General features: G+C 59.9%; 35 protein-coding genes and 1 pseudogene. 30 read left to right on the top strand and 6 right to left on the bottom strand.

What is annotated here, in order from left to right:
* The 6 genes and pseudogenes from BLR66_RS19295 to BLR66_RS05400 form a co-directional block, all read right to left on the bottom strand.
* A pseudogene (locus BLR66_RS19295) lies at window positions 1–747 on the bottom strand (hypothetical protein); the annotation flags it as partial.
* Entirely contained in the window at window positions 747–932 is a 186-nt protein-coding gene (locus tag BLR66_RS05425; protein ID WP_093280821.1) for a hypothetical protein, read from the bottom strand. The gene BLR66_RS05425 and the pseudogene BLR66_RS19295, both read right to left, overlap by 1 nt.
* Window positions 929–1,204 carry a hypothetical protein gene (locus BLR66_RS05420; RefSeq protein WP_093280794.1) on the bottom strand — a complete coding sequence of 92 codons (276 nt, stop codon included), beginning with the start codon at window positions 1,202–1,204 and terminating at the stop codon, window positions 929–931. Before BLR66_RS05420 ends, BLR66_RS05425 begins: the two co-directional genes overlap by 4 nt.
* Before the next feature lie 41 nt (window positions 1,205–1,245).
* The gene (locus tag BLR66_RS05415; protein WP_143014561.1) at window positions 1,246–1,512 is read right to left on the bottom strand and encodes a hypothetical protein; all 267 of its coding nucleotides are present in this window, start codon (window positions 1,510–1,512) and stop codon (window positions 1,246–1,248) included.
* Between the two features lie 836 nt (window positions 1,513–2,348).
* Window positions 2,349–2,840 carry an RNA-binding protein gene (locus tag BLR66_RS05405; RefSeq protein WP_143014560.1) on the bottom strand — a complete coding sequence of 164 codons (492 nt, stop codon included), beginning with the start codon at window positions 2,838–2,840 and terminating at the stop codon, window positions 2,349–2,351.
* A 263-nt stretch (window positions 2,841–3,103) separates the two neighbouring features.
* A complete protein-coding gene (locus BLR66_RS05400) occupies window positions 3,104–3,712 on the bottom strand; it encodes a helix-turn-helix domain-containing protein (protein ID WP_093280781.1) in 609 nt (202 codons plus the stop codon).
* Window positions 3,713–3,897: 185 nt separating this feature from the next.
* Between BLR66_RS05400 and BLR66_RS05390 the strand changes: the two genes are divergently transcribed.
* From BLR66_RS05390 to BLR66_RS05235, 30 genes are all read left to right on the top strand, one after another.
* Window positions 3,898–4,359, top strand: coding sequence for a hypothetical protein (locus tag BLR66_RS05390; protein WP_255402310.1), 462 nt, complete (start codon window positions 3,898–3,900; stop codon window positions 4,357–4,359).
* 175 nt (window positions 4,360–4,534) lie between these two features.
* Window positions 4,535–5,209 carry an endonuclease domain-containing protein gene (locus BLR66_RS05385; RefSeq protein ID WP_093280775.1) on the top strand — a complete coding sequence of 225 codons (675 nt, stop codon included), beginning with the start codon at window positions 4,535–4,537 and terminating at the stop codon, window positions 5,207–5,209.
* On the top strand, window positions 5,209–6,060 hold the full coding sequence (locus tag BLR66_RS05380; protein ID WP_093280772.1) for a hypothetical protein: 852 nt from the start codon (window positions 5,209–5,211) through the stop codon (window positions 6,058–6,060). Before BLR66_RS05385 ends, BLR66_RS05380 begins: the two co-directional genes overlap by 1 nt.
* Before the next feature lie 240 nt (window positions 6,061–6,300).
* Entirely contained in the window at window positions 6,301–6,717 is a 417-nt protein-coding gene (locus tag BLR66_RS05375; RefSeq protein WP_093280767.1) for a hypothetical protein, read from the top strand.
* 271 nt (window positions 6,718–6,988) lie between these two features.
* Window positions 6,989–7,243 carry an HNH endonuclease gene (locus BLR66_RS05365; protein ID WP_093280758.1) on the top strand — a complete coding sequence of 85 codons (255 nt, stop codon included), beginning with the start codon at window positions 6,989–6,991 and terminating at the stop codon, window positions 7,241–7,243.
* Window positions 7,240–7,506 carry a hypothetical protein gene (locus BLR66_RS05360; protein ID WP_093280753.1) on the top strand — a complete coding sequence of 89 codons (267 nt, stop codon included), beginning with the start codon at window positions 7,240–7,242 and terminating at the stop codon, window positions 7,504–7,506. The genes BLR66_RS05365 and BLR66_RS05360 overlap by 4 nt, the downstream gene beginning before the upstream one ends.
* 531 nt (window positions 7,507–8,037) lie before the next feature.
* Window positions 8,038–8,301 carry a hypothetical protein gene (locus tag BLR66_RS05345; RefSeq protein ID WP_218119598.1) on the top strand — a complete coding sequence of 88 codons (264 nt, stop codon included), beginning with the start codon at window positions 8,038–8,040 and terminating at the stop codon, window positions 8,299–8,301.
* A gap of 16 nt (window positions 8,302–8,317) precedes the next feature.
* Complete coding sequence (locus BLR66_RS05340; protein WP_143014558.1) at window positions 8,318–8,581, top strand: hypothetical protein; 264 nt, start codon at window positions 8,318–8,320, stop codon at window positions 8,579–8,581.
* 46 nt (window positions 8,582–8,627) lie between these two features.
* Complete coding sequence (locus tag BLR66_RS05335) at window positions 8,628–8,918, top strand: hypothetical protein (protein ID WP_093280734.1); 291 nt, start codon at window positions 8,628–8,630, stop codon at window positions 8,916–8,918.
* Between the two features lies 1 nt (window position 8,919).
* Complete coding sequence (locus BLR66_RS05330) at window positions 8,920–9,426, top strand: hypothetical protein (RefSeq protein ID WP_093280731.1); 507 nt, start codon at window positions 8,920–8,922, stop codon at window positions 9,424–9,426.
* A complete protein-coding gene (locus tag BLR66_RS05325) occupies window positions 9,426–9,680 on the top strand; it encodes a hypothetical protein (protein WP_093280728.1) in 255 nt (84 codons plus the stop codon). The genes BLR66_RS05330 and BLR66_RS05325 overlap by 1 nt, the downstream gene beginning before the upstream one ends.
* Window positions 9,680–10,519, top strand: a complete 840-nt coding sequence (locus tag BLR66_RS05320; protein ID WP_093280724.1) for a metallophosphoesterase — start codon at window positions 9,680–9,682, stop codon at window positions 10,517–10,519. Before BLR66_RS05325 ends, BLR66_RS05320 begins: the two co-directional genes overlap by 1 nt.
* Window positions 10,520–10,584: 65 nt before the next feature.
* Entirely contained in the window at window positions 10,585–10,902 is a 318-nt protein-coding gene (locus BLR66_RS05315; RefSeq protein WP_143014557.1) for a hypothetical protein, read from the top strand.
* On the top strand, window positions 10,899–11,537 hold the full coding sequence (locus tag BLR66_RS05310; protein ID WP_143014556.1) for a hypothetical protein: 639 nt from the start codon (window positions 10,899–10,901) through the stop codon (window positions 11,535–11,537). Before BLR66_RS05315 ends, BLR66_RS05310 begins: the two co-directional genes overlap by 4 nt.
* 180 nt (window positions 11,538–11,717) lie before the next feature.
* A complete protein-coding gene (locus tag BLR66_RS05305; protein WP_093280712.1) occupies window positions 11,718–11,969 on the top strand; it encodes a hypothetical protein in 252 nt (83 codons plus the stop codon).
* Complete coding sequence (locus tag BLR66_RS05300; RefSeq protein ID WP_093280708.1) at window positions 11,969–12,346, top strand: ParB N-terminal domain-containing protein; 378 nt, start codon at window positions 11,969–11,971, stop codon at window positions 12,344–12,346. The genes BLR66_RS05305 and BLR66_RS05300 overlap by 1 nt, the downstream gene beginning before the upstream one ends.
* Entirely contained in the window at window positions 12,343–12,921 is a 579-nt protein-coding gene (locus BLR66_RS05295; protein ID WP_093280705.1) for a hypothetical protein, read from the top strand. Before BLR66_RS05300 ends, BLR66_RS05295 begins: the two co-directional genes overlap by 4 nt.
* A 119-nt stretch (window positions 12,922–13,040) precedes the next feature.
* Complete coding sequence (locus BLR66_RS05290; protein WP_093280702.1) at window positions 13,041–13,292, top strand: hypothetical protein; 252 nt, start codon at window positions 13,041–13,043, stop codon at window positions 13,290–13,292.
* The gene (locus BLR66_RS05285) at window positions 13,289–13,780 is read left to right on the top strand and encodes a lysozyme (protein ID WP_093280699.1); all 492 of its coding nucleotides are present in this window, start codon (window positions 13,289–13,291) and stop codon (window positions 13,778–13,780) included. The genes BLR66_RS05290 and BLR66_RS05285 overlap by 4 nt, the downstream gene beginning before the upstream one ends.
* A gap of 129 nt (window positions 13,781–13,909) precedes the next feature.
* Window positions 13,910–14,467: a S1 family peptidase gene (locus tag BLR66_RS05280; RefSeq protein ID WP_093280696.1), complete on the top strand. Its 558-nt coding sequence runs from the start codon at window positions 13,910–13,912 to the stop codon at window positions 14,465–14,467.
* Window positions 14,464–14,952, top strand: a complete 489-nt coding sequence (locus BLR66_RS05275; RefSeq protein WP_093280693.1) for a lysis system spanin subunit — start codon at window positions 14,464–14,466, stop codon at window positions 14,950–14,952. The genes BLR66_RS05280 and BLR66_RS05275 overlap by 4 nt, the downstream gene beginning before the upstream one ends.
* A 212-nt stretch (window positions 14,953–15,164) precedes the next feature.
* Entirely contained in the window at window positions 15,165–15,371 is a 207-nt protein-coding gene (locus BLR66_RS19385; RefSeq protein ID WP_255402309.1) for a hypothetical protein, read from the top strand.
* A gap of 102 nt (window positions 15,372–15,473) precedes the next feature.
* On the top strand, window positions 15,474–15,737 hold the full coding sequence (locus BLR66_RS05270) for a hypothetical protein (protein WP_093280688.1): 264 nt from the start codon (window positions 15,474–15,476) through the stop codon (window positions 15,735–15,737).
* A 51-nt stretch (window positions 15,738–15,788) separates the two neighbouring features.
* Window positions 15,789–16,046, top strand: a complete 258-nt coding sequence (locus BLR66_RS05265) for a hypothetical protein (protein WP_093280685.1) — start codon at window positions 15,789–15,791, stop codon at window positions 16,044–16,046.
* Window positions 16,027–17,331 (top strand): phage terminase large subunit, encoded by a 1,305-nt coding sequence (locus BLR66_RS05260; RefSeq protein ID WP_093280682.1) that lies wholly within the window; start codon window positions 16,027–16,029, stop codon window positions 17,329–17,331. The genes BLR66_RS05265 and BLR66_RS05260 overlap by 20 nt, the downstream gene beginning before the upstream one ends.
* On the top strand, window positions 17,331–19,481 hold the full coding sequence (locus BLR66_RS05255; RefSeq protein ID WP_093280679.1) for a portal protein: 2,151 nt from the start codon (window positions 17,331–17,333) through the stop codon (window positions 19,479–19,481). The genes BLR66_RS05260 and BLR66_RS05255 overlap by 1 nt, the downstream gene beginning before the upstream one ends.
* Entirely contained in the window at window positions 19,481–19,765 is a 285-nt protein-coding gene (locus tag BLR66_RS05250) for a hypothetical protein (RefSeq protein WP_093280676.1), read from the top strand. Before BLR66_RS05255 ends, BLR66_RS05250 begins: the two co-directional genes overlap by 1 nt.
* Window positions 19,765–20,058 (top strand): hypothetical protein, encoded by a 294-nt coding sequence (locus BLR66_RS05245; protein WP_093280672.1) that lies wholly within the window; start codon window positions 19,765–19,767, stop codon window positions 20,056–20,058. The genes BLR66_RS05250 and BLR66_RS05245 overlap by 1 nt, the downstream gene beginning before the upstream one ends.
* Before the next feature lie 187 nt (window positions 20,059–20,245).
* Window positions 20,246–21,175, top strand: coding sequence for a hypothetical protein (locus tag BLR66_RS05240; protein WP_093280669.1), 930 nt, complete (start codon window positions 20,246–20,248; stop codon window positions 21,173–21,175).
* Window positions 21,176–21,190: 15 nt separating this feature from the next.
* Complete coding sequence (locus tag BLR66_RS05235; RefSeq protein WP_093280666.1) at window positions 21,191–22,159, top strand: SU10 major capsid protein; 969 nt, start codon at window positions 21,191–21,193, stop codon at window positions 22,157–22,159.
* The last annotated feature ends 27 nt before the right edge of the window (window positions 22,160–22,186 follow it).

Here is a 22,186-nt window from a genome sequence, read left to right as displayed (position 1 = left end):
GCCGCTGGTGGCGCTGTGGGCGTAGTCGCCGCTGGTGGCGCTGTGGGCGTAGTTGCCGCTGGTGGGTGAAGCCGACTTCTTGGTCCACTCGATGGCAGCTTTAATCAGACCCGGCACGCCGATTTCGGCGGTGATCTTGATCTTCTGACTGGCTGTCTTGTCGCTTTCCTGGTCGAGCGCCCCAGATTGCTCCACGAGCGCGTAGCGGTTGCCATCACGCAGGCCGTAGTAGGTCAACACGGCAAGCGGATGCTGGTGGCATGCATGGAAGCCGCCGCCACACGCAGTGACCGCCCCTTTGTGCGTGTAGGTCTTGCCAATTTCGTACTGAAACCCGCGGCACTGCAGGCTCTTGTCGAACCCCTTATAGCTGGTGATTACCTTTTCCAGCATGAACTCAGCAGGCAGGACAACATTGTCCGGTGCGCCAGAGAACAGTGGTGCTATGTCAGATGCTGTGTGGCCCGCGATGCCCGTACCAATCGCGGTAACCAGGAATGTCTTGGATGGCGTATCGACTGCAAACGACAGGAAACGCGTTACCGCCAACTTCAGCGAGTCTATCCCCTCCATCGTCGGAATTGCGTAGCAATCACCCTGCAATCCCTCGCCCTGGCCCATGATGGCGCCGAACTTCTCGACTGCAGTTTTCGCAGCGCCGCCGATGTGCTGGCCGTCGGCGTTGCTTCCGAACACGAAGACTTCGCCGGGCTTGAGTTTCTTGATTACCTTGCTGGTGGTTGCCATCAGAAATTTCCCTTGTAGTTGGTACGGGTCTGCGGATTAGCCGCCTCGTGGTCTAGGCGTTCTTGGTTGAATTCCTCAATCGACTCGTTATTCATCGCGATCACGTCCAGGCCGTAGTCCGCGACGAGGATTCGCGCCACGTCTTGCGGGTCGATTAGCGGGAAGGGGGCTGTGCGGGGCTTCATGGCTGTGCCGTCTTTGCGATGGCGGCGGTCAGCGCGGCAATCGCCTCGTGGTCGTCATCGCCCATAAAGGGCGAACCGCAGGCTTCCTCGCTTGCCAAGTTGCGATGAAGGTTTCGCAGAGCGAGTTGAGCGGCAGCCAGGAGTTCGGGCGCCGCAGCGATCAGGCGGGCGTCAGCCTGACGCTCAGCAGTTTCTCGCCAGTAGCGCTCGTCTTGGCCGGTGTACAGACTTGGCCATTTGAGTGCGCAGATATAACCACCAGCGTCACGCACTCCGTACTGATGCGCGGTCCACGGCCCGGGTGTATGTCCGCTCACGACCGCGCCAACCCAATCGGCCACTTGCGCGCCGTCTCGGTGAACATGGCGATGCCGTCGCGGAGGGCTTGTTCCTCGCTGATGTAGCCCGTCTTGTTGGACTCGCGACGGCGGTAGTCGGCTACCCAGTCCACGAGATATGCGGCGACCAGCGCGTCCAGCTCACGGGCGGCCTGGATCGGATCAGGCGCCAGATACGCGGCGATGAACTTGCCCAGGGCCATTTCGCCCATCGCCTCCTCCACGAACGCGGGGAGGGACATGAGCTGGGACTCTAGGGAGTCGGGGGTGTGGAGGACGGCGCTCATGACTTCACAGCCTTGAACGCTGCGTCCACCATCTTCGCGAAGCGCTCGCGCTGAGCGTCCCTGGCAGCGTCCCAGGCAGCGGCCCCGGCAGCGTCCCTGGCAGCGGCCCTGGCAGCGTCCCAGGCAGCGGCCCAGGCAGCGGCCCAGGCAGCGTCCCAGGCAGCGGCCCTGGCAGCGTCCCTGGCAGCGTCCCAGGCAGCGGCCCTGGCAGCGGCCCTGGCAGCGTCCCAGGCAGCGGCCCCGGCAGCGTCCCTGGCAGCGGCCCTGGCAGCGTCCCAGGCAGCGTCCCTTAAAGACTCATCACCAGTGGTGAGGTATTGACGAACTACATCCGGTGCATCCCACAACTCAATCACTTGGAGGGCAGACCACCGCGCGAACTCGCGCATAAGCGGCTCGGCGTCAATTCGCTTGATGATCTTGCGGCGGGTTGCGACCACCTTGTCATCGCCGGTCTTGATTTCTCCGCCTAGTTCGACCAAGCACAAGGTATTGCCAGGTGCGTACTGCAGGGCGTCGAAGGGATGAGTACTGGCATGCAGGCCAGAGCTGCACAGTTGCAGTGGGCCGGTGTGTTCAAGCCATTCGCCGTTCGCAGGGATGGGCGTCCCGTCACGGAGGGTGTCAGCTACAAAGTGATAAGCAAGGTTGCGTGCTGCGTGACCCATCTCGTTCTCCCGTCAGGCCGTGGTGGCTTGATGGGAGTAAGTAAACCATCGTTTACCTTACGAGGTCAACAGCTATTTACGCGTAAACGGCAGTTTACTTATGACTATTTGGAATAAGATGCTTTAGAGGGTGCTGTTTCGCGGCTTCTCAGCAGACTGGGTCAGGCTTGCCGCACGCTGTGATGCCGCAGTGAAACCACGCATGCTGAACTTGAAGGCATGGAAAGACCCGGTTGCTTGATCTGTTGGGATAGCAATACCAATGATTCCGCTTGCATGGTCAATGGCCCGAGCGGCTTCATCATGGTCTGAAAACACCATCAGATCACCCTCCGGATCCGCGGCGCACTGCAGCATCAGTGCTGAGCCTTTCCCGGACGAATTGACGAGAGACATGTAGGTTGATCCGTCCTCGCAGGATAGTCCCGTCGAAATCGCATAAACGCACTTTTGCTCGGTTATATAACAGGCGTATAGAAGCGTCCCACCACTCGCGTTCACAGTTTGGGCAGCGATTACATTACCTGCTCTATCAACTGTCCAGTCTTGAAACGCCTCTTCAGCAAGGGCGGTGGGACTCAGCATCAAGGCCGCGAGCACAAGAAAGTTTTTCATAAACACCCCCTTAAAACGCGTGAGTACGGATAAGCCCAACATCCTCTAGCGGAATCCCCTCCGCGATACATTCTCGGGCCTGTTCTAGTTCCCGATGGCACTCTGCCAGATCAACGTCCTCTAGGCAGTCAACACTTGCCAGGCCAAACGTATGCTGGTTTACCAGCCACTTCAAGGAGTAGGTGCGGGATAGCCACTTAATCCGCTGAAGCCTGCATTCCCTTGTCACCATATCGGCGGCTGGGGCGTGAAAATCCTCTCTACTAACGAGCCTTAGCTTTGGCCGTTCTGCGCGGCGTTGCTGTATCCGCTCGGCTATCAGAGCCGCCATTGCTTCCAGTTTTCCGTTCTCCGACATTGCCTAACCCTCTTGCTGTGACTTGTTCTGCCAGCCAGCGGGTTACGACGACAACGTTGTTGTCGTTAGGACGCTTGAGAATCCTGAACACCCCAGTGATCAGATCTGCGTCCTCCTTGGGTCGGAGCGATATACCCCATTGCTCAAACTGACCCAGCACGTATTCGGCGGCTTGGGTCATTATATTTTCGTCCTCGCTCACAGACTGAGACGCTTTGTCGGCGGGCTTCTTGGAGCCCTTCCCGGTCGTAAGCCATTGAATGCTGACGCCGTAGTATCGGCTCCACGCCTCCAGAGCGACGCCGCCAGGAACCTGCGTCTTGCCCTTTTCGATCTGGGACATGGACTGTTTGGTAGTACCGGCGATAGCGCCGGCCTGTTCCAGGGTCAGTCCCGCATCTAGCCGCAGTTGGTTGAGACGTTCGCCAATAGTCATGTCAACCATTCTTGACTTTTCCAGGTAAATAGTGGTTGACGAGAAGGGTAAACAGTGATTTACTTCAGAAATGAACATTACGAAGCGCTTCCTCAAGTCCGCCCTCGGGTTCGACAAGGACGTAGAACTCGCTGCATTCCTCGGCGTGACTCGTCAGGCCGTTAGTGCATGGAAGGAAGATCAAGCGCTTCCTCGTGGGCGACAGTGGCAGGTGCGCGCTCTGCGTCCTGAACTCTGGAAAGGCGACAAACACAAGTAATTCCATGTGGCTGGGCTCCGAAAGGGACCCGGCCATTTTCATGACCATCAAGGGGAATTCTGGGGAACACAAGTTCCCCGCGGTTCCCCAGCAAGGGGGATGCATGCGCCACCTAAGTATTACCTACCAAGACGGTCTCACACAGCGCGCCCGCAGCCTGCGGGAACACATGGTGGGGCAGGTGTATCAACAAGGGTTGGTCGAGGTCGCCGGCAAGATGGATCTCTCGCCGTCCAAGCTCACCGAGAAGCTGGCCGGTTCGGACAGCGGCGGAAAGCCTCGCGCCCTGACCATAGACGAGCTAGAGCGGTACATCGAGAACGGCGACGTTTCGCCGATCCATTACCTGATCGAGAAGTACCTGACCTGTCCTCAGGCAGCCCACAGCGAGGCGATTGCGCAGCTTGCCGAGCTTGCTAAGGCCCTCCCGGCGCTCTTGGAGCGGGCAGGGGTCAAGTGGCCGTGAACCTCTTTCTTATTGGTCGTCTGAGTCGGGGGCTTTTAAGGGCCCATCGATACGCTACCTCAAGCGACGTGACAGTTAAGTCAACGCCTTGCCCGTACTGCAATGCTACGGCCCGAGCCATCCGCTGGGTGATCGCCAAGTGGATTGAGGCCGGCATAGACAAAGGAGAGTGCTAATGAGTGTCTGGGATCATTTGCGGCGGACCTGCGAGCCGCCGTCTGAGCTAATTGAAGTGCCTGAGGATGCCCGCAGAGTGTTCAACCAGGCCATGGGCGCATGGATCGCGGGCGACGCCCATGGCTTTTGGTTGGAGCCGGAGACCGGTGATGGTCACTGCAATCCTGAGCAATTCACCATAACAATCGCTCAGCGCCTTTCCGCGCTCAGCGAGGCCTACAACGCAGCTGACACCGGTAGCCCTATCGAAGACCAAATGCTGGGCGCGTTGTTGTGGCTGTACATGGATTGGGCAGAATTTCCTAAGATTGATTTCATCAATGGCCCGGCTGACCATAAGAAGCAGTTTGGGGATACGGAACATCTGGAGTTCTGGATCACGCCCCAAGCAGAAATCGGCGGGTATAAGGCGGACTTCCTTGTTTGGTTCAAGTTAAAAAACAAGGTAGGCGGGTTGGCCATTGAGTGCGATGGTCATGCTTTCCACGAGAAAACGAAAGAACAGGCGTCTCGAGACAAAGCCCGCGACCGGGCCTTCATCACCGCAGGGTTTCCAGCGCTGAGGTTCAGCGGCAGCGATATCTTCCGCGACCCTCTGAACTGCTTAGAGCAGATCAAGTTAGCCCTCGATCCGGTTCTTGACCGGGTGTCGAAAGAAGGGGGGCTTTACTGATGCCCAACAGGATCATTCGCGAGACGATCCTGACCAGCGACAAGGTGGACGAGCTGGATTCGTCCGCTGAAGTGTTCTACCGCCGCCTGCTTTCCAAGGTGGACGACTACGGCAGGTACGACGCCCGCCCTTCCATTCTCCGTTCAATGCTCTTCCCCTTGCGGGTTGACCGCGTGCGTGAGGCCGACTGTACCCGTTGGATGGCTGCGTGCCAGAAGGCCGGACTGATCGCTCTTTACTCCCATGCCGGCAAGCCTTTCTTGGAATGCAGCAACACGGAATGGCAGAAGCGGTCCCCGTCAAAGTACCCCCCACCAACAAATGCAAACATTTGCGCGCAAGTGCAAACAAATGCTCACCTAGTCGTTGACGTTGACGTTGACGTATCCGTTGTCGTTGAGAATCAAGAGCAGGTTGATCCGCCTGCGGCGCCTCCCCCTTCAGTCACCGAGACGAAGGGCAAGAACGGCAGCCGCCTCCCTGACGACTGGAAGCTTCCTGACGACTGGGCAGCATGGGCGAAGCTGGAGCGCCCCGACCTGGATATCCCAAAGCAGGGCGAGAAGTTTGCCGATCACTGGCAATCCTTGCCTGGGGCCAGGGCTAGGAAAACCGATTGGCAGAAGACGTGGCGGAACTGGATACGGGGCGAGCGCGCCGCGCCACCAGGAACCGTTGGCACCTCGCGCCCGCAAACCAATACCCCGAAGCAGGCAATGGCTCCGTCCGAGTCACCGCTAGAGCGCGCATGCAACTGGGCGAGACAGCAATGCCACAACGGCCAGATAGACGAAACCGAAAGGGATCGACTGATCGCGGCTGCAACCGCCAAACATAGAGGCGAATCATGAAGAAGGCGCACACATGGCTACTTCTCAAAGAAGGGTTCAACGCACAGGAAATAGCGGCGGCGGCAGGGGTGGGGTTAGCGGTCGCGTTGGGGATGATGAACGAAGCTACGCCGCGCTCTGCCCGCCATATCAACGGACAGCTCCGTCTGAAGTCGTCATCAACGGAATCCGCTGCGTCAACTGCGACGGCGGGAACTTCGCAGATGCCGCGTGGATTGCCAATAACGGGAAGCCGCTGAGATGAAAATCGCCACCCCCGAACAACTCCAAAACTGGTTCGCCTTCCTCCGCACGCAAAAGCTGCCGCTAGAGGTGAGCAGCAAGCGGTGGGTGAAGTCGCGGACCGATCCGCAGAATCGCTACCTGTTCGGCGTGTGCTACCCGCCGATAGCGGAGGTCATGGGTTACACGGTGGATGACGTGCACGAATGGGTATGCGGCCAGTTCTTCGGCTGGGTAGATCGCAAGGTTCCCAAGACGCCCAACAACCCACACGGCCTGGAGTCCGTCCCGTTCCGCCGCACGACGACCGACGAGAACGGCAAGCGCGACGTGATCGACCCGGCGCGGTTTGGTCAGTTGCTGGACTCGGTTGTATTTCCAATCGCCGCCAAGTGCGGTGCGTTTATTCCTGAGACTTATTCGGAGGCTGCGTGATGTGTGAATTCAAGATCGGACAGCTAGTTAGGGTCGTGGCTGCAGAATTTAGAACTGAATGCGTTGGACGGGCCGCTGTTGTGACTCAGCTTGAGGATTGGGGGCCGTTCGGAATGTTTTATGGGTTAGACATATCTCCAATCGAATGCTTTCAGGGTGAGCGTCGAGCGTGGAGGGCGTACCAACTAGAGCCATTAGTAGACGACGGCCACCGCGCCTCAGAATTTTCCTTCACCGAGCTTATGGATCGGTGTAGGGAGGGGGTGAGCGCGTGACTGCGAAGAAGAACCGCAATAGGCGCAATCGCAAGCGCTTCCTCTTCGCTGCGCAGAACGGCAAGTGTGCCTACTGCAACAAGCCGCTAACGATCCGCCAGGCCACTCTTGATCACGTCGTGCCGAAGTGCATGGGCGGCCCTGGAACCCGGGACAACATGAAGGTTGCTTGTCGCGACTGCAATTGCAAGAAGGCAGACAAGCCGCCGCACGTTTGGTTTGGGCTGCTGATGCAGGGGCTGGTCGCATGAGAACCAAGAACGCCAAGCGCATCACCTCCGGCGAGTCGGCCCACATGGGCAAGGTCAAGGAGTCCGGTTGCGCAGTCTGCGGTGCAGGCCCTTACGTAGACGCCCACCACATCAAACAGGGCGCGCACTTCACGACGGTCGGCCTGTGCAAGCAATGCCACACCGGGCCGATGGGCATCCACGGCGACAAGACCATGTGGCGGATTCACAAGATGGAAGAAATCGATGCGCTGAACGAAACGCTAAGGAGAATCTACGAATGATTGCCCAGATGGATGTAATCACACACAAGCACTGCAACCGCAAGTCCTGCACACACGGAGGCATGGTTCAGCCCATTTCCAGTTTCTCGATGAGTTGCGGCGCGCCGCGGGCCTACTGCAAAACCTGCCAGCGCCAGGACAACGCCCGCATGCGAAAGGCGAAGGGCATCCCGACTCGGCAGGAGATGCAGGAGGACATGACGGACTGCCCGTTGCCGGCACCGCCCGAGCTTTCCGTCCAACTCCTACATCTGCATACGAAGCGGGCGTATGGGGCGGTTCCTGGGCAGTTACGAGGAGTGTTGTGATGGCCGGACGGATAAGGCTTATTGAGATGAGAGAGGGATCTGGCTCGCGTATATCTGTGTTTGAGATTCCCGATTACGCCCCCCGCGCAGAGGATCGCGCGTGGGTGGATCGCGAGTTGGGCGATGCAGGTAACGAGCCGATACCGTTTGAGCTAACCGAAGCTGGAAAGGAGGCGTTGAAGTGAGGCGAGCCGCCAAGCGAGACTCTAATCACGCCGAAATAGTGAAGGCGCTGCGTGCCAATGGCGTCATGGTGCTGGACCTAGGCGCCGTGGGTGATGGCTGTCCGGATCTGCTGGCTGGAGCGTTAGGACGGCTCACGCTGCTAGAAATCAAGGATGGCGCAAAGCCTCCAAGCGCAAGGACGCTGACGGACGATCAAGTCAAGTTCCATCGTGAATGGCTGGCTGCAGGCTTGCCGGTGTTTGTGGTGGAGACAATCGAGGCCGCGATAGCTGCGGCGCGCAATCCTGGATTGTGGGAATAAGGGGAACATCATGTGCATGACTGACGAAGCAATGTCCAAGCTGTCCGACGCGATGCGGGAGAAGTTTGGCGCAGGGGTGGAGTTTGAACTTGCGCTGGGTGAGCTGGTGGGGCGGTATCGCAGGGCGCATGACGCGGCGATGCGGGACCAGCAGGCCGCTGAGTTGTTGCCGTTGGGACGGAATGTAGCAGCAATCCGGCTCGGCGTAGCTCCCTCAACCGTCTACAAGATGTGCCATAGGCATCGCCGAAACCGTTCTACACCTGATGAAGCGGCGTAGACACAAAGGTAATTAACTGGCACCACCAAACAAGAGGGTGTGTGCCATGTCCAATTCGCAATGTGCTCCTAAGTCTATCGGTGATGCCGCTCGCCAGTCCGAAGTTGGGGCGGCCGTAAGTCGCCTGTACCAGGCCGCCGAGCTTCTGTCGCAAGAGGCGGAATTCACCAATCAGCGCGTCAGCTCCGTTCTGGCGCCCGCCGCTCCAACTGCCACCGCCGAATCGAAAGACCAGCAGAGCGGATGCGCCCTGGCGGAACAACTAAACACCATCGCCCGTCAGGTAGAGGCCGCGACAAACTACTTCGCCTCCACCCGGAACCGCGTGGAGCTGTGACATGGGCGGCATCCGAGAGTTCGCCACAGGGGCGACGCGGGATCAGGACGCGGACAAGTGGGACTTTGAGGGGTTCCTCTCGCCGCTAGTAGTCGCTGCATATGGCCGCTACATGCACCGTCACCGCAAGCTGCCGGACGGCACGCTACGAGCCTCTGACAACTGGCAGGCGGGAATTCCGCTGGACGCCTACGTTAAGTCGGGCTGGCGCCACTTCTACGACCTGTGGGCCAACCACCGCGGCGTCCCGGCTCGCGAGGGGGTCGAGGATGCGTGCTGTGCGGTTCTGTTCAACATCATGGGCTACCTACACGAATATTTGAAGGCCCGGCAGACACCGCAGATCGTTCCGCACGCCGTTGCCGCCGCCTACCTCCGAGACCGCGCCGAGCAAGACGACGACTTCCAGAACCCGCACGCCATCCAGTTCGGCGCTGGCGGTGAGGTGATCGATGTGACTAAGGCGCCGTATGTGCCGAATCCGCCGTCTAACGAGGATGGAAGCTGATGAAACGTAGTCAACGCGGTGACGCGGAAGTGTTCCTGATTTTCCTGGCATTCGGGCTATTCGTTGCCGTGACTGTGGGCCTGACCATGTACGGAGAAGCCTATTCCTGCAGTAAGCGCGCCGGCCTGATGGGGCTCCGCCATAGCTGGGGGCCGATGCAGGGCTGTATGGTCCAGGTCGGGCAACGATACTCGCCCATCGAGTACATCCGCATCGTGGATGACAAGGTCATTATCCAAGGGGATGGCGGCTGATGGGCCGCAGGCACTACATTTTGCCGGACTGCCAGATTCGACCCGGCGACCCTACCGACCACCTGGATTGGATCGCTGCTGACATTATCCGCCGCAAGCCTGATGTGATCGTGTGTATCGGCGACTTCTTCGACTTCCCGAGCCTGTCCAGCTATTCGACACCAGGCGGCGTGGAGAAAGAGGGGGCGAGGATCAAGGCCGATCTGGATGCGGGGCACGCAGGCTTAGAGCGGTTGATGGCGCCTATCCACGCTGAGCGGGAACGGCTGCGTACCGGTCACCGCAAGCGCTGGGAGCCGCGGCTGATCTACACCTTCGGCAACCACGAGGAAAGGATCGACAGGCCCGCTAAGGAAGACGCCCGATTCCAGGGAGTGCTTGGCACCCACTTGTGCGAGGTGGAGCGGTTCGGGTTTGAGCGTTACGAGTTCCTCGTGCCGGTCGAGGTCGATGGCGTTTGGTACTCGCACTACTGGCAGTCGTCCCATAGCCCACGCCCCATCGGCGGCACGGTGGATAACCGGCTCAACAAGCTTGGCTTCTCCTTCGTCGCTGGACACGAGCAGGGGCTGCGCTACACCAACCGTCCATTGCCCAACGGCAAGACCTTACACGGACTGGTCGCGGGTAGCTGCTACCTGGTTACTGAGGGATATCGCGGTCCGCAGGCGTCGAACGAGTGGCGCGGTGTGGTCGTGCTGAACGATGTGCGTGACGGGAACATGGCAATACCCATGTCGCTGGATCTGCAGTACCTGTGCCGGGAGTACGCTGGGGAAGAGCTGCAGGCGTATATGGACAAGCGATATCCGGACAAGGACTGGAGTCATCTGGCATGAGGCCTTGCTCTGTCTATATCGGCGGGTTTCAGCCATCCCCGGACCTTTTGTTCCTGAAGGCTGGCATGACCAACGACGTAGCGGCCCGAATGAAGGCTTACGCCGGCATGATCCCGGGCGGGCTGACCTTCATGTACGCCACAGAATTGGGCAGTCGTGGCGAGGCATTGAACGGTGAGCGCGGCGTGCTAACGGCGCTTGCGGCTACCGAAGGCATCGAAGCGGTTGGCGGTGAGTGGTTCAAATGCGCCCCGCTAATGAAGCTGACGGCGCTGGATGAGCTTTGGAAGGTAGGAAAGCAGGTTCTCCAGGTTCGCACGCTGACCCCGGAGCCGTATGCGGGCAATCGGCGTGGTCGCCGCAAGAAAGGAAGCCGGAAATGAATATGGAACTGACGAAGGCTGCCAAGACAGTCGCTTCATTGGCCGGAACCCACGAGGTAGGCGAGCCGCCCGATATCTATCAGGTGTTCGCTGACTTCAGCGCCGAATCCCTGACCCCCGAGAAGGCGTGGTGGCTCGGCATGGTTCGGACCGTGTGCGGCAACACCTCCCTGCCGACCGATCTATTCATCGCTAAGGCAAGCTGCACGATGGGTCGCGTTGACCGGTTCAAGGAGTGGGGCTACCTGACCGCAGCCAAGTTCGTAGGCGCACGTCAGAGTGAACAGCGCCGGCAGAGCCGCGTTGGGGCCTACCGCACCGATTGGGGACACCAGGCGTCCCGGGACGGTCTTGCGCTTGCGCTCTGGGGCGGCAAGCACGCAGACCTGATCTACAACGGTCTGTACGTGGTCAACCAAACAGGCTGGTGCGAGGTTCCAGGCGTTGGAGTGCGTGCCAAACAGTTCGATTGCACAAAGGAGTCGTATCAGTCGGTGCGTGACGAGGTGGGAGGCCGGGCTAACGACCTGATAAACGAAGCTGCCCACTGGCTGGCTATGTGCATGTCTGGCAAATACAGCTCAGAGTTCATTCATCGCTACGAGCTTTACTCTGGCAACGTGTGGCACGGCTAAAAAGATAACCCCAGTTGACACGCATGGATAATGAATTGACGGCAACTGCCGCGCCCCACCTGCACTCCTAAACACCGCCGTCGCTGACGAGCAACACGGAACCATGCAGTCACCGCCTCGGCGTGTGGGGCAACTTTTCAACCCACACGTTGAACCGCCCCTTATCAACCCAGAGGTTGTATGGCCCTGAAGCTCGTCAAACCCGGTGAACCACTCCCGGAAGACGAGACTAGGGCTGAGCGGATCGAGCGCGCCAAGGACGCATGCACCGCGATCATGGCGGCTGCTGAGGCGGACGGCGACTTCTGGTGTCTGGTGTCTGGTAACGACGACATGCACGTTTACTTCCTCGGCGACGCCCTGGAGATGGCCTGCATCACCGAAGAGGTGGCTAGGCGGCTGAAGCTGGCAGAGATTGGGTTCGGCGACTGATGGCTGCTAAACCACCCAGGGTCCGGCTCCATGACCCCGAGCCACTACAGGACTACTACCAAGACAAGGATGGCGACCAGTATTCCGTTGCGCGCCTCTGCGACGATGCCAGATCGCTTTCAGTATTCGAGGTTCCGTTAGCCGCGCTTAGTCTTTCGTCCCATCCGTGGACGGGGGACAACATGCTGTGTTTGGCGCTGCATGTGAAAAAGTGCATGGAGGCGGACCTGTCGTTTCCCGTCCTACTGGACTGGAATGGCGATATTGCCGATGGCCGGCACCGGATACTGAAAGCGATTGCGCTCGGCAAGCGGACGATCAAGGCACGCCGGATGACGTGGAAGCCTGTGCCCGATAAATTGGCACCTGCAGAATGACCGCGGACGAGGTTGTCGCCGAGATATCGCGCCGAGCGTGGCGCTTCGGTGTCGCGGTGCTGCTTTATCCCGAGGTGAACGTTGACTGTGATGGGCTGCCTGCTGGCGGCTACTTCGATGAGGACAAGATGGTCCTTGCCGTGGCTACGGGGCGCAAGACGGACACATGGCTTGGCGTCCTTCTTCACGAATACTGCCACCTGACCCAGTTTATCGAGGGCCAGCCGAGTTGGGCGGCGTACAAAAACGACCTGTGGGAGTGGCTGGAGGGCAAGTCCATCAAGGACGCCGCCGCCTCTCTGGAGTCGGTGAGGACGGTAGAGGCTGACTGCGAGCGTCGCGCCATTAGATTGGCTCGCGAGCTAGACGCTCCTATAGACCTGGATCGGTACGCCAGGGCTTCTAACGCCTACCTGCATTTCCACAACGTACTGCTCAACGAGCGCAAGTGGATTCGCAAGGGCGTGGTGCTGGGCGAGCGCGAGGACGTGCTGAAGCTCTGCAACTCAACGATTGACAAGGACTTCAGCAAGACGCCCGTCAAGCTCTACAAGGCGCTGCTGACGTGTGTTTGATGCCCAATGTGGGCACGAACATGCCCGATTTGGGTAAGGACCAATAACTTATCCCGTAAGCGGGTTAAGGGCTAGAACCGTACAGGGGATTCCTCAATGAACACGAACCGGACGCCTGTATGGCGAACACCAAATTGAACTCCGACCTGACGCACGCCATCGGTGCAGCGGTAGGCAAGAGCGCGCCCCCAGCGGGCATCGTAGGACTGGCGGCACTAGGCGCAATCGACATGACGTTCGTGGTTGGTTTGGCGACGGTCGGGTACATCGTCCTGCAGGCGTCCTATTTGTTGTGGAAGTGGGCTAAGGAGCGCCGCGAGAGCAAGAAGTTCCTGGCCAGCATGGGCCTGCCGCCGGAGCGTAAGGAGTGAGCGCGCCTCGTGTCATCGCCGCGGTACTGGCCGGCGCCTTAGCGGCTGCTGCAGGCACTGCCGCATTCGTCCAGCCGTGGGAAGGCCGAGAGCTGGACGCCTACCGCGACGTAGTTGGCGTCTGGACGATCTGCGAGGGCATTACGGGGCCGGACGTGGTGAGAGGTCGCAAGGCTACACCCACCGAGTGCGATGCACTGCTGGAGACTGCAGTAGCCCGCCATCTGACAGGCATAGCAGCTTGCATCAACGTGCCGCTGAAGCAGAACGAGTGGGTAGCGGTCGGATCTTGGGCATTCAACGTTGGCGTTTACGCCGCGTGCAACTCTGGATTGGTCCGCAAGATCAACGCAGGCGTTCCCGCGGTGACGTGGTGTCGCGATCTGCTGAAGTGGGACAAGGGGCGAAAGAACGGAAAGCTCGTGGCGATTCGCGGGCTGACTAACCGGCGCAAAGCCGAGTTCAAGACCTGTATAGGGGTGGGTTGATGAAGCGATTCCTCGCCGGCCTAGCGGTCGGCTTCCTTCTGGGAGCAGCGAGTCTATACGGCGCCGCGCTATATCTGACCTACGGGGTGCACTGATGGCAACTGAAACGACCATTGGCGTCGAAGACTAATGAAACTACTCCTCGCCACCCTCCTGCTAACCGGTTGTGTGCAGGGTAAGGCGGTCGAGTCGAAGGACTACACCCACAGAATCGAGCTGGTAACAGGCGGCGTGTGCTCGGCTACAGCGGTAGGCAGCAGGACGCTTCTGACCGCGGCGCACTGTGTGACCACCAAGCCCAAAGTGCTGGTGATCGACGGAACTGCCGCTGGCGTCTTGGATATCACCCTAGACGGCAAGGACCACGCCTTAGTCTCGGTCACCATCACCTTCGACCACGTTGCCAAGGTCGCCGCTACGCCAAAACAAGGCGCCCGCGTGCACTGGTACGGCCAGCCGATGGGGCTGGAACAGGTCTACGGCGAGGGGATCGTCGTCGGGCACAAGGACGACCGGTATCTGATCGACGGGAGCCAAATATGGTTCGGGTCGAGCGGTGCGGGTCTATTGAACGACCAGGGCCAGGTCGTCGGGGTCATTTCAGGGTTTGTGGCCAAGGATCAATTCAAGCTGGGCTGGGCGTGGCCGCTGGCGTTTACTGCCGAACAATTGGGTGCGATCAAGTGACCCCCAGCCAAATCCTCCTAACCGTCAAGGCCTGCATCCTCCTGGCGCTGCTAGGGCTGGCGTACTACCTGGGCGGCGCAAGTGAGAGGGCAGACTTCGCCGACTACCGGACAAAGGTCATGGCCTCCACGGCTAAGGCTGCGGAGCTGGCTACGAGGGCGTCGGAACTGGTGCGCAAGGCAGAGCAGGCCCATGGCGTTGCAATCGCCGCGGTAGCCGAGCAATACGAACAGGACAAGAAGACCAATGACCGCAAACAAGCTGATCTTGTCGCTAGCCTTAGGGCTGGCAATGTCCGCCTGCACCAGCGCTGGCAAGCTGCGCTCGCTACCAGTGAGCTGTCCAGTGCTGTCAAGTCCGCCAGCGAGCCTGATGCAGCCGCCCGAGACAGGGAAGAAAGTGCGGGCCGAATTGTTCGCGCCGCAGACGAAGCCGACGCCCAGATCCGCGGACTCCAGGAAGTGATTAGGGCGGATCGACGCTAAGTGGGCATCGAGATTATTGCGATAGCTTGTGCGGCTGCCTCATCGGCCTATGCGAGCAAGGCAGCCAATCAGAGTGTTGACCAGGGCAGCGCCTACCAAGACCCGATTCTGGCGAAGAGACGCAGCGCTGAACCAAAGTGTCTCTCTTGCGGCTCCAGACACTTCGTTGACCACCATGCAGCGCGTATCTGCGCGTACTGCCGGAGCGAGCAATGAGCGGCAAGGGATCAGCCCCACGACCCAAGTCGGTCGAGGATGACGTGTTCTCGGCTAACTGGTCCGCGGCATTCGGCGAGTACAAGGAAAGCCAGTGGACGACAACCGATATCAAAGCCGAAAGTTCATCCTCGCCTGCGCCGCGTTCCTGGCTGGCGCGTCTCTCCTCGTGGCTGGCCTCATTTCGGCGGATCAGTGGGTGAGCTTCACCACATGGGTAGTCGGCCTGTACTGCGCCGCTAACGTGACTCAGAAAGCAACATCTAAATAAGCAACACCCTCAAACCAAGATAAGGAAATCGAAGATGGCAAATGAATCAAGCGTGCTGGTGATCGGCGTAGGCGGGACGGACAAGAAAGCCAATGGCGTGGCAGCCCTGGTGAACGATGCGGGCCTGCAACTGCTGTTCACGGGCGCCTGCACTACGCGGGATACGGTTCGTGCTGAGGCCACGAATGCGGCCATTGGCGCGATCTACGCCAGCTCGGCGGGCAAGATCTATCAGAAGGTTGCCGATGCCGGCGCTACGGCCGATTGGGTCAAGGTCACCGCGACTGCGGCTGACTAAGTAAGGCTGGAGCCAAGGCTTCGGCCAGCTCCAAAACAGAGGCAGACAGACATGGCGGGCAAGGGACAGCCCAAGACGGGCGGACGTGCGAAGGGGACGACCAACAAGCTCACGGCTGACGTGAAGGCGATGGTCTTGGAGGCGCTGGATAAGGCGGGCGGGGTGACCTACCTGTTAAAGCAGGCGCAAACCAATCCGAACGCCTTCATGACGTTGGTGGGTAAAGTGCTGCCCCTGACGCTGGCCGGCGATCCCGACCACCCACTCGTTACCGCCATCGAGCGTTCGATTGTCCGTTCTAAGGATTGAGACTGCCGAGGTCTTCGCCCCGTTGTTGGCCCCAGCACCGTACAAGGGCGCCTGGGGCGGCCGCGGCTCGGGTAAATCTCATTTCTTCGGTGAGGCGCTGATTGAGGACTGTTTGTCTGAGCCGGGCGACTTTGGCGCAGGCCTTCGGTCCGTATGCATTCGTGAGGTCCAGAAGGATCTGGCGCAGTCCTCCAAGGCGCTGATCGAGGCCAAGCTATCTCGGTTTGGCCTGGGCGAGAAGGATGGATTCAAGGTCTTCCGCGATGTGATCCAGACGCCCGGTGACGGGCTGATGATCTTCAAGGGTATGAACGACTACACCAGCGAGTCGGTGAAGTCCCTGGAGGGGTTTAAGCGTGCGTGGTGGGAGGAGGCCCAGACGGCCACCCAGCATTCGCTTAACCTCCTGCGTCCCACGATCATGCGCATCAACGGCGCCCAGTGTTGGTTTAGCTGGAACGCCCGACGCAAGACCGATCCGGTGGACGTGATGTTCCGCGGCCCGGAGATACCAACTGGCGCCGTGGTAGTGCGTGCCAACTGGCGCGACAACCCGTTCCGCAGTGAGCAATTGGAACAGGAACGATTGGACTGTCTGCGTATGCAGCCGGACCAGTACGACCACATTTGGGAGGGTGGCTACATAACCCTCGCTGCCGGCGCGTACTTCGCTCGTGGTTTGGCTGACTGTAGGACGCAGGGCCGCATCGGCAAGGTCGCTGCCGACCCGCTGATGACGCTACGGGCCTACTGGGACATTGGCGGCACGGGTGCCAAGGCTGACGCATGCGCAATCTGGATCGTCCAGTTTGTTGGTAAGGAAGTCCGCATCCTGGACTACTACGAGGCGCAGGGCCAGCCACTGGCAGTACACGCCACATGGCTGCGTGATCGCGGCTATGGCAAGGCCTTGTGCGTCCTCCCGCATGACGGGGCGACGCACGACAAGGTGTATCAGGTCAGCTACGAGTCTGCTCTGCGAGAGGCGGGGTTCGACACGCAAGTAGTCCCGAATATGGGTGCCGGCGCTGCCAATGCCCGTATTGAGGCGGTGCGCAGGATATTCCCTGCCATCTGGTTCAACGAAGACACCACCGAGGGCGGCCGTGAGGCGCTGGGCTGGTATCACGAAAAGAAAGACGAGGCGCGCGGCATTGGTCTGGGTCCAAACCATGACTGGGCGAGCCACGGATCAGACGCCTTCGGTCTGATGGCAATAGATCACGCACAACAACCGGCGACGCTCAGCAGCGCCCCCCTTAAATACAAGAGGCTAGTCCGCTAATGGCATATGGCACGGAAGCCATCAAGCGTGAACCGATCACTGAATCCGACCTTGAACGCATGGCGCGGGAGTTCATCGCCTCCTCGCTGGGCGGCCCTGACTCGGAGATATCGGCGGCTCGTGAGCGCAACGTGCGCGCCTACAACGCCGAACCCACGGGCGACTTTGCCGCACCTGAGATTGACGACCGCAGTTCGTTCGTCTCCTCGGACGTGGCCGATACCGTAGACGGCATGACGCCGCAGTTGCTGGACGTATTCGTGTCCAGCGACAACGCACTGGAATGCGAGGCCAAGAAGCCAGGCCCCGAGTCTGAGGCTGCGGCCAAGCAAGCCACCGGATACCTGAATCACCTGTTCTACACCCGCAACGACGGCCTGAACGTTCTGCACGACTGGATCCAGGACGCCGAGCTGCAGAAGGTCGGTTTCGTCAAGGTGTGGGCGGAAAAGGAAAAAGAGGACGACCAATCCGAGTACGAAGGGCAGACCGAAGATCAGCTCGCCGCAATCCTTGAGGACGGCGCCGAACTGGCCGCCGAGCCGATGGTGGATGAGGCTGGCCTGCTGACCTTCACCACGACCAACAAGTCCACACGCACTCAGTTCCGGGTTGCTTGCGTCGCCCCGAACAAGATGCGTGTGGACTCGAATGCGAAGTGGGGTGCGGACCCGAACGCCATTGGCGAGGTCGATCAGCTCCCGAAGTTCAAGCTTGAGGAGATGGGGTTCGACCTAACCGACATTGGGTCAGGCGGGGCGGCTCTGTCAGAGCAGGGTGAGGCCGATGCGTTGCTGGGGCCGGATGGTCAGGGCGACCTGGAGGGCGATCTGCATGAGTCGCACAGGCTTTACGAGTACGCCGAACTGTACCTGCGCCTGGACGTTGACGGCGATGGCGTTGCGGAGTGGGTGCAACTATGCCTGGTCAACGGAAACCTCCTCAGCAACGAGAAGGTGGACGACCACCCGTACTCCGAAATCTGCCTCATGCCGCGCTCGCACGCCTTCTTTGGCGATTGCCCGGCTGATCGCGCCTACCTGATCCAGAAGGAGCAGACGAACCTCGCCCGCTCCCTGTTCGACAACGTGTATTTCAGCACCAATCAGCGCACGTACATCAATACCCGCGCCAAGGTGAATATCGATGACATTCTGGACAACCGCCCAGGCGGGATTGTCCGCGGCGAGGGTCCGCCAGGGGATGCGTTCGGACCGATCCCGACTATCCCGATCAACCAGACCTCTTGGCAGCTCCAGGAGTGGCTGAGCGTCAAGTTGGAGAACCGCACAGGCTTCACCCGCTACTCGCAGGGCATGGACTCGGACAGTCTCAACAAGACGGCTACCGGCGTTTCCATCATCACCAGCAAGTCGGACATGCGTTTGCGTCTGATGACCCGTTTCGCAGCGCAGGGCATCCGCAAGATGTTCTCCAAGCTGCTGAAGTTGGCCACCCAGCACCAGAACGGCGAAGACTGGTTCAAGGTCAACGGCGAATGGACGCCCGTCAACCCATTTGAGTGGCGCGACAAGTTCAATATCAAGATCAACGTGGGTTTGGGCCACGGCACGAAGGAGCAGCAGGCTCAGCGCGTCATGGCGATGGTCCCGCTGCAGCAGATGGGCGTGCAACTGGGCGTAGTCCGGCCCGAGCACATCGCTAACACCATCCGCCTGTTCGCCGAGGTCAACGAGTTCAAGAATCCCGACCAGTTCTGCGACGAAGCGCCCCAAGGAGTGCCGAATCCTGAGCAATTCAAGCAGATGCAGCAGCAGGTTCAGCAGGATATGGGCAAGGCGCAGGAGCAGATCGGCCAGCTCACCCAAGAGAACCGCCAGTTGCAAGCCGACAAGGTGACCAACGAGGCAAAGCTAGACCTGAAAGACACCGAGCTTTCCCAGGTCAAGCTGCAGCGCGACGACGAGAAATGGGTTGCCGGCATGCAGAAGCAAGACGAGCAGGCCCAGCAGACCGAGAAACAAGACAGCGCCGCCCAGCTAGAGGCTGAGGTGGTCGCGCTAAGTCAACAGGTAGGCCAGCTAACCATGCTGGTCACCTCCCTTCTACAGCAGCCGCCAACGCCTATGGAAGGCGCGGGCACGGATGCGGGCACGGATGCCCCGGCTGCACCTACTGAGGCTCTGTAATGGCACAAGTAACCATGCTCGTGGCGGCCAAGACCGCTGCCACATCCACCGATCTAGTGGTGGCTTCCGGCGCGACTGCCACCATCGGAATTTTCACCGATACGGCGGACGGCATCCCACAGACCGACTATGTGCGGGTGTATCTGGATACGCCCAGCGCGGACCTCTTCATGTTCACGCTGACGGCCAACACCCCCTCGCGTCCGTTGCCCGGTCCTGGCACGTATCGCGCCATCCGCCCGGTAACTGTGGCGAATATCGGCGTGTTCTCTGAGGGCGCGTAATGAGTGACGAGGCCGACGCACTGCGCGGCAAGCGCGCTCAGGAAGTATTGGATAACGAGGTGTATGCCGATAGCTACGCCTCCGTGGAAGCGGAGCTGATCAACAAATGGCGAGACAGTCGAAACCCCGAGGACCGCGAGCAGTTGCACCAGTTCCTGATGATGCTGGGCAAGGTGCAGAACGCACTGGAGACGGTCATGCGGACCGGCGAAGTGGCAGCGGCGGAAATAGCCCGCAAGCGGTCGAAAGCCGAGCAGATTGGGGACGTGTACACGAATCGCTGGGCGGCTTAGAGGCTCGCGGCAACCCCGTTTGCCTGGTGAGCTTCCCCGGTGTCGCTCCAGAAGTGTGGGTGGGCCGTTTCGGCGGCGCCCCAGTCGTACAAGGCCCATCGTTCGCTGTCACTAGCGACGGGCAGAAACACCCGCTCTAAGCGGATGAGGACGGACGGCATCCCGCAGTCCAATACAAGGAAGTTATATGACAGGTGACCTCGAAAGAGAGCCGGTCGAAAGCGGTGATGCGCTCTCGGACCTGGTTGACACCCTGACTCCGGCGAGTGGATCGGAGCAGGAAGAAGAATCCGAATCGGAGGAGTCCGAAGAGGAGGAGGAACAGGAATCGGAAGAAGAGGAGTCTGGGGAAGAAGAGGAGGAGGGCGAGGAACAGACTTTCACCATCAAGCACGATGGCAAGGAAGTCACTCTGAAGCTGTCCGAATTGACCGAACTTGGGCAGAAGGGATTTGACTATTCCGCCAAGACGATGGCGGTTGCGGAAGAACGCAAACAGGTCGAAACCGTCAAAGCTCAGTGGACCGAAAGGGTCACTCAGCAAGAACAGGCGCTCAGCGATACCCACCAGCGGTTACAGGCCCTTGCGGAAGTCGCGCAAAGGCTCGTAGGGCAGCCGCCCAGCATTTCGCTGGCACACGAGAACGCCGCGCAGTACCTCGCGCTGAAAGAGGCACACGAAGCATCGAAGGGCCAGTTGAGTCAGGCCTTGCAAGCGATTCAGGCAAACGAACAGGAGCGCGACCGTTTACGGCATGCGACGCGAGAGTTCCGGGCGAATGAAACGTGGCAAGCACTGAGCGACACCCTGCCGGGCTGGAAAGAGGATCCGGACGCCAAGTTCGCCGAGCTGGACAAGTACGTGAAAGCACTTGGCCTAAGCGGTGAGGCATTGGTAGACGCGCGCCTCGAAAAGGGATTCTGGACGCTGGCTGACAAGGCGAAAGCCTATGACGCCATCCAGGCCCGCAAGGCTGAAATGAAGCCTAAGGAGAAGCTGACCAAGGTGGCCAAGCCCTCCGCACAAAACCAATCGGCAAGGGCTAGCGACCGCGTGAAGCGTGAAGCGGCTTTCGACAAAAACCCCAGCGTAGATGCGCTGGCTGCAATCTTTTGATAAAGGACTATCGCAATGCCTACCAATATGCTCCAGACCTATACGGTCATCGGTATCAAAGAGGACGTGGACGACAAGATCTACCGCGTCACCCCCGAGGAAACCCCGTTCATTTCGTCCATTGGCCGCAAGTCGGTCGATGCCACCAACCCGGAATGGCTGCGTGATTCGCTGCGCGCTCCTGGCGCCAACGCTGCTATCGAAGGTGCGGATGCTACCTACGCCGCACAGACCCAGCCCGAGCGCCTGAGCAACCGCACGCAGATCATCCAGGACACCCTGAGCGTGACCGGCACCACCGACCGCGTGTCCAAGTACGGGCGTGCCAAGGAAACCAACCGTCTGCTCGCCAAGAAGGCCGTGGAACTGAAGAAGGACGTGGAATACGCGGCCATCGCCAACGGTGCGTTTGTTGCCGGTGCTGCGGCCACTGCCCGCGAAATGCGCGGCCTGTACGGCTGGGTTGCCACCAACCGGGAAACCGGTGCTGGCGCCGGTGCTGCGCCGGTCATCGCGACCAACACGGCCCCTGTGGCTGGCACCCTGCGTGCCTTCACTGAGGACTTGCTGAAGTCGCTGGTGCTGAAGGTCTACAACAGCGGCGGCAAGGGCGAAATCCTGATGGTCTCGCCGAGCCACAAGCAGAAGGCCAGCACCTTCACCGGCAATGTGCAGCGCACCAATGAAGTGACCAACAAGTCCGGCGTCCTGCAGACCTCGTTCAGCGTGTACGGACACGACTACGGCAACACCAAAGTCGTGCCGAACCGCGTGATGGTCGGTGCGACTGCGGGCCTCCGCTCTACCGCGTACCTGTACGACGCCGAACAGTGCAAATTGGGCGTGCTGCGTCCGTTCCGGTCGGATGAACTGGCGAAAGTCGGCGATGCGGTCAACCACCAGATCCTGACCGAAGTCACCCTCCAGGTGAACGAAGAGAAGGCGCTGGGCGCGATTGCTGACCTGACGATCACCGGCTCGTAATAGTCGGTTTCCAAGGAAGGAAGTGGG

This window comes from Pseudoxanthomonas sp. CF125, from assembly GCF_900104085.1.
GTDB lineage: Bacteria > Pseudomonadota > Gammaproteobacteria > Xanthomonadales > Xanthomonadaceae > Pseudoxanthomonas_A.
The sequence above is the reverse complement of the archived record's forward strand: the minus strand, read 5'-3'. Positions and strand labels throughout refer to the sequence as shown.